This window comes from Streptosporangium sp. NPDC051022 (assembly GCF_040683035.1).
GTDB lineage: Bacteria > Actinomycetota > Actinomycetes > Streptosporangiales > Streptosporangiaceae > Streptosporangium.
Genome location: NZ_JBFBCF010000073.1, coordinates 1 through 6,576, shown reverse-complemented (window position 1 = coordinate 6,576; position 6,576 = coordinate 1). Strand labels below are relative to the sequence as shown.

General features: G+C 73.7%; 2 protein-coding genes. Both read left to right on the top strand.

From position 1 onward, the window contains the following. Positions 1 to 6,378 (top strand): SDR family NAD(P)-dependent oxidoreductase (locus tag AB0N02_RS47100; RefSeq protein WP_363961691.1); only part of this gene is annotated, 6,378 nt, incomplete at its 5' end. Between the two features lie 6 nt (positions 6,379 to 6,384). Next, positions 6,385 to 6,576: polyketide synthase docking domain-containing protein (locus tag AB0N02_RS47095; protein WP_363961689.1), on the top strand; the 192-nt coding region annotated here is incomplete at its 3' end.

The window sequence follows — 6,576 nt, the reverse complement described above, 5'->3', positions numbered from 1 at the left end:
CTCAACCAATTCCACACCACCATCAGCCGCCTCACCTACCACCCACCCACCCTCCCCCTCATCTCCGACCACACCGGCACCCACGCCACCCCCCACCAACTCACCTCCCCCACCTACTGGACCAACCACCTCCGCCACCCCGTCCGCTTCCACGAGGTCGTCCGTCGCCTGCACGAGGGCGCCGAGCCCGGCGAAGGGCTGAACACGTTCGTGGAGATCGGCCCCGACGGGGTGCTCACCGCACTGGTCCACGACATCCTGGGAACCGACGCGGGCGTCACCGCGCTTCCGGTGCTGCGCCGTGACCGGCCCGAGGTCGTGACCGCGCTCACCGCCGCCGCCCGCCTCCACGTCCACGGCACCGACGTCAACTGGCCCGCCACCCTCCCCACCGGCCGACACAAGACCCTCGACCTGCCCACCTACGCCTTCCAGCGCGAGCGGCTGTGGATCGACGCCCCCCTCCGGGGCGCCGACCCGTCCGGTCTCGGCCTCACCGCCACCGGCCACCCGCTGCTGGGCGCGGCGGTCGCGCTGGCGCACGGCGAGGGCACCGTACACACCGGCAGCCTGTCCCTGGCGACCCACCCCTGGCTCGCCGACCACACCGTCTTCGACACGGTCATCGTTCCCGGCACCGCCTTCCTCGAGCTCACCCTCCACGCCGCCCACCAGAGCGGGCACGACACCGTCGACGAGCTCGTCCTCCACACCCCCCTCACCCTCACGAAACACGCCACCGTCCATCTTCAGGTCATCGTCACCGCTCCCCCGGCCGCTCCCCACACCCGAACCGTCGAGATCTACTCCCGCCCCGAGAACGGCACCGCCGACTGGACCCGCCACACCAGCGCGACCCTGACCGCGGGCGTCCCCGAACCGCGGGACGAGCCTGCGACGTGGCCGCCGCGGGAGGCCCTGCCCCTCGACGTGGAGGACGCCTACGCTCGGCTGGCCGAGGCGGGACTGGGGTACGGCCCCGCCTTCCGGGGACTGCGCGCCGCCTGGCAGCGCGGCGGGGAACTCTTCGCCGAGGTCGCCCTGCCGGAGGAACACGAGAAGGACGCCACCGGGTTCGGAGTCCACCCGGCGCTGCTCGACGCGGCCCTGCACGTCGCCGCTCTGCGCTGGCTCGACGGCGGGGAGGCCGACGGCGCCCGGCTGCCGTTCGCCTGGAACGGGGTACGGCTGCACGCCTCGGGCGCCACGACGCTGCGGGTGCGCGCGACGGTTTCCGGCTCGGGTTCGCTGACCTTGCACGCGGCCGACGCCACCGGTGCGCCGGTCGTCTCGATCGACGAGTTGCGGGTCCGCCCGGTGCCGCGTGACCAGGTGCGGGCCGCCCGGTCCGCGCATCACGACGCGTTGTTCCGGCTCCGCTGGGACGCCCTGCCTTTCACCGGCACCGCCGGAACGCGGACGTGGGCGGTGCTGGGGCAGGACGTCGCGGCCCCCTCCTCCGGCGATCTCGCCGAGGCCACCGGAGCCGCCGATGCCGCCGAGGCCGCCGAGGCCGCCGGCGTCACGATCGCGCCGTTCGCCGATCTCACCGCGCTGGCCGCCGCCGCCGACGCCGGGGCGCCGCTCCCCGAGCTTGTCGTACTGCCGGTGGCGGCCCTGGAGGATCCCGTCGCCGGCGCGCACGACAACGCGGAGCGGGTGCTGGCCGTACTGCGGCGGTGGGTCGACGAGGAGCGCTGGGACTCCGCGCGGCTCCTGGTGCTGACCCGCGACGCCGTCGCCGCGGGTGACGGCCGTGTCCCCGAGCTGACCACGGCTCCCGTGTGGGGTCTGACGCGTTCGGCGCAGACCGAGCATCCCGGCCGTGTCCTGCTGGCCGACCTGGACGGGAGCGCCGCCTCGGTGGCGGCCCTGCCCGCGGCGGTGTCCGCCGCGCTCGCGGCGGACGAGTCACAGTTCGCCCTGCGCGAGGGATCCGCCCTGGTCCCCCGCCTCGCCCGGGTCTCCCCCGCCGCTCAGGACGACGCGGAAACCCTCCGGGGTGAGGTGAGGAGTAGGCGCTGGGATCCCGACGGGACCGTACTGATCACCGGCGGACTCGGCGGACTCGGCAGCGTCCTGGCCCGCCACCTCGTCACCGCACACGGCATCCGCAACCTCCTCCTCACCGGCAGACGCGGCACCGACACCCCCGGCGCCCACGACCTCCACACCGAACTCACCGGACTCGGCGCCCACGTCACCGTCGCCGCCGCCGACGTGACCGACCGCGACGCGCTCGCCACCGCACTCGCCGCGATCCCCGCCGACCACCCGCTCACCGCCGTCGTCCACACCGCCGGGATCATCGACGACACCCCCCTCACCACCCTCACCGCCCAACGCCTCCACCCCGTGCTCACCCCCAAAATCAACGGCGCCTGGTTACTGCACGACCTCCTCCACGACCACGACCCAGCCGCCGTCGTGCTGTTCTCCTCCGTGTCCGGACTCCTCGGCGGAGCCGCCCAAGCCGCATACGCCGCCGCCAACACCTACCTCGACGCCCTCGCCACCCACCACCCCCGCACCATCTCCCTCGCCTGGGGACTCTGGGAACAGACCAGCGGCATCACAGCGAGCCTCACGGCCGTCGACCACGCCCGTCTCGCCCGCACCGGGCTGCGCCCGCTGCCGACCGAGCAGGCACTGGCCCTGTTCGACGCCGCCGTCTTCACCTCCCACGACGACCGCCTGCTCGTGCCCGCCCCTTTGCACGCCACCGCCGACCCCACGTCGCCGCTGCTGCGCGGGCTCGCTCCCCGGCGCCGTCCCACCGCCCGTGCCCTGACCGAGCGAGCCGAGACGTTCGGCGCCCGGCTCGCCGGGCTCGACGAGGCCCGGCGTGGCGCGTTCCTGCTCGACCTCGTCCGCGGCGAGATCGCGACCGTGCTGGGATACCCGCGCCCCGAGGCCATCCCCACGGAGCGTCCGCTCGTCGAGCTGGGCCTGGACTCCCTCACCTCCGTCGAACTGCGCAACCGCCTCAGCACCGCCACCGGACTACGCCTGCCCGCCACCCTCACCTTCGACCGCCCCACCCCCCAGGCCATCGCCGACCTGCTGGACCGGGAGCTGTCCGGGGAGCGGGCGGCGGCCGTACCGGCCGGTGCCGAGGTGACGGCCGCCGGGCCGGTCTCCGACGACCCGATCGTGATCGTCGGGATGGCCTGCCGCCTGCCCGGCGGAATCGAGTCACCCGAGGCGCTCTGGCGGCTGGTGGCGAGCGGGGGCGACGCCGTTTCCGAGTTTCCCGCCGACCGGGGCTGGGACGTCGACGAACTGTACGATCCGGACCCCGACCAGGTGGGCAAGTCTTACACCCGCCACGGCGGGTTCCTGAGGGACGTCGCCGACTTCGATCCGGCTTTCTTCAACATCTCGCCGCGTGAGGCGATCGCCACCGACCCGCAGCAGCGGTTGCTGCTCGAAGTGGCCTGGGAGGCGTTCGAACGGGCGGGCATCGACCCGCTGTCGCTGCGCGGCAGCCGTACCGGGGTCTTCGCCGGGATGATGTACCACGACTACGCGCCCCGCCTGCAGGAGATCCCCGGAGACCTGGAGGGATACCTCGCCAACGGCAGCGCGGGAAGCATCGCCTCCGGGCGCATCTCCTACACCTTCGGCTTCGAGGGCCCGGCGGTCACCGTGGACACCGCCTGCTCCTCCTCGCTGGTCGCGCTGCACCTGGCGGCCCAGTCACTGCGGACCGGGGAGTCGGACCTGGCGCTGGCGGGCGGGGTCGCGGTGATGTCCACACCGACCACCTTCGTCGAGTTCTCCCGCCAGCGGGGCCTGTCGGTCGACGGGCGTTGCAAGGCGTTCTCCTCGTCGGCGGACGGCACCGGCTGGGGAGAGGGCGTCAGCCTGCTGCTCCTGGAGCGGCTGTCCGACGCGCGCAGGCACGGCCATCCGGTGCTGGCGGTGGTGCGCGGTTCGGCGGTCAACCAGGACGGCGCCTCCAACGGGCTGACCGCGCCCAGCGGGCCCTCGCAGCAGCGGGTGATCCGCCAGGCGCTCGCCAACGCCCAGCTCGCCGCCGCCGAGGTGGACGCCGTCGAGGGGCACGGCACCGGCACCACCCTGGGCGACCCGATCGAGGCCCAGGCGCTGATCGCCGCCTACGGTCAGGACCGGGACGCCGACCGTCCCCTGTGGCTGGGCTCGCTGAAGTCGAACATCGCCCACACGCAGGCCGCCGCCGGAGGGGCGGGCGTCATCAAGATGGTGATGGCGATGCGACACGGCGTGCTGCCGAAGACCCTGCACGTCGACGAGCCGACCCCGCACGTGGACTGGTCGGCCGGCGCGGTCCGGCTGCTCACCGACTCCCGTCCGTGGCCGGAGACGGGCGGCCCGAAACGGGCCGGGGTCTCCTCCTTCGGGGTCAGCGGCACCAACGCCCACGTGATCCTCGAACAGCCGCCCGCGGTGGACGAGCCCGCCCGCGCCCTCGTCGCGGCTCCGGCCGTACTGCCCTGGGTGCTGTCGGGCCACGTCTCCGGAGGGTTGCGGGGCCAGGTCGTCAGCCTCGCCACGTTCGTGGAAGGGCGCGCCGAGCTCGATCCGGCCGACGTCGCCCACTCGCTCGTCGCGACCCGCAGGCTCTTCACCGAACGCGCCGTGGTGATCGGCGCGGGCCGGGAGGCGCTCACCTCGGGTCTGCGCTCGCTCACCGGTGACGGCGCGCTGCCCGACCACGTGGTGCGCGGTACGGCGGACGCCGGCGGAAAGATCGTGTTCGTCTTCCCCGGCCAGGGCGGCCAGTGGCTCGGCATGGCCGCCGGACTGCTGGACACGGCGCCGGTGTTCGCCGAACGGCTCGCTGAGTGCGCGGCCGCGCTGGCGGAGTTCACCGACTGGTCCCTGCTCGACGTGGTGCGTGGCGTGCCGGGTGCCCCCGGCCTGGACCGGGTGGACGTGGTCCAGCCCGTGCTGTGGGCGGTCATGGTGTCGCTGGCCGAGCTGTGGAAGTCGTACGGCGTCCGCCCCGACGCCGTGGTCGGCCACTCCCAGGGGGAGATCGCCGCCGCCGTAGTGGCCGGCGGGCTGCCACTGTGGGACGGCGCCCGGGTGGTCGCGCTGCGCAGCCGGGCGATCACGGCACTGTCCGGGGGAGGCGGCATGGCCTCGGTCTCGCTGCCCGTGGCCGAGGCGGAGGCCCGGCTCGCGCCGTGGGAGGGACGCCTGTCCGTGGCGGTCGTCAACGGCCCGTCCAGCGTGGTGGTCTCCGGCGAGGTGGACGCCCTGACGGAGCTGCTGGCCGGACTCGACGCCGAGGGAGTGCGCAACCGCCGGATCCCGGTCGACTACGCCTCGCACTCCGCACAGGTCGAGGCCATCCACGACGACCTGGTCAAGGCGCTGTCCCCGATCGTCCCCCGCACCGGGACCGTGCCCATGCTGTCGACGATGACCGGCGACTGGATCGACACCTCGGAGCTGGACGCCGAGTACTGGTACGCCAACCTGCGGCGGACGGTGCGGTTCGAGACGGCCACCAGGGCCCTGTCCGAGCAGGGCCACACCGCCTTCATCGAGATCAGCCCGCATCCGGTGCTCACCGCGAGCGTCCACGAGACGCTGGACACCGGCGACGGGCCTCCCTCGCTGGTCACCGGGACGCTCCGCCGCGACCAGGGCGGGCTCGACCGGTTCCTGACCTCGCTGGCCGAGGCGTTCGTCCGCGGCGTGCCGGTCGACTGGACGGTGGCGCTCGCCGGAGTCGATCCCCGCCATGTCGAGCTGCCGACCTACGCGTTCCAGCGGTCGCGTTACTGGCTCGACGCCACCCGCTCCTCCACGGTGGCGACGGGTACCGCCGACGCCGGGGCGTCCCCGGCCGATCCCTCGGCCCCGTCACCGGCCGCCAGGCTCGCCGGGCTGGACCCGGCGGAGCGGCGCGAGGCCGTACTCGACCTGGTCCGTACGGAGGTCGCCGCGGTGTTGCGTTACTCCGATCCCTCGGAGGTCGGGACAGCCGTGGCGTTCCGTGAGCTCGGCCTGGACTCGTTGACCGCGGTCGACCTGCGCAACCGGCTCAGGACGGCCACCGGGCTGCCGCTTCCCACCACGTTGATCTTCGACTATCCGACACCGACGGCGGTGACCGGCCACATCCTCTCCGTCCTGCCCGGCCTGCCGGAGAACGGCGCGGGAGGCGGCGGTGAGCCGGCCGACCCCCTCGCCGTGCTGCGGCGGCTGGAGGCGGCCCTGACCGCGGACTCCGGCGAACGGGCCGAGATCATCGCCCGGCTGCGTGCCCTGGTCACGCGCCTCGACGTCACCGCGACGAGCGGGGACGAGCCGGAGGACGAGGAGATCGACCTTGACTCCGCCACCGACGACGAACTCTTCGACCTCCTGGACAGGGGCTGATCCGACATGGCCAACGACGACAAGCTGCGCGAGTATCTCAAGCGCTCGATCGCCGAGACCAAGCAGGCCGAGAAGCGGCTGCGCCAGATCGAGGCCAAGGCCAGGGAGCCGATCGCGATCGTGGGCATGGCCTGCCGCCTGCCCGGCGGAATCTCCACCCCCGAACAACTGTGGGACCTGGTCGCCTCCGGCGGCGAC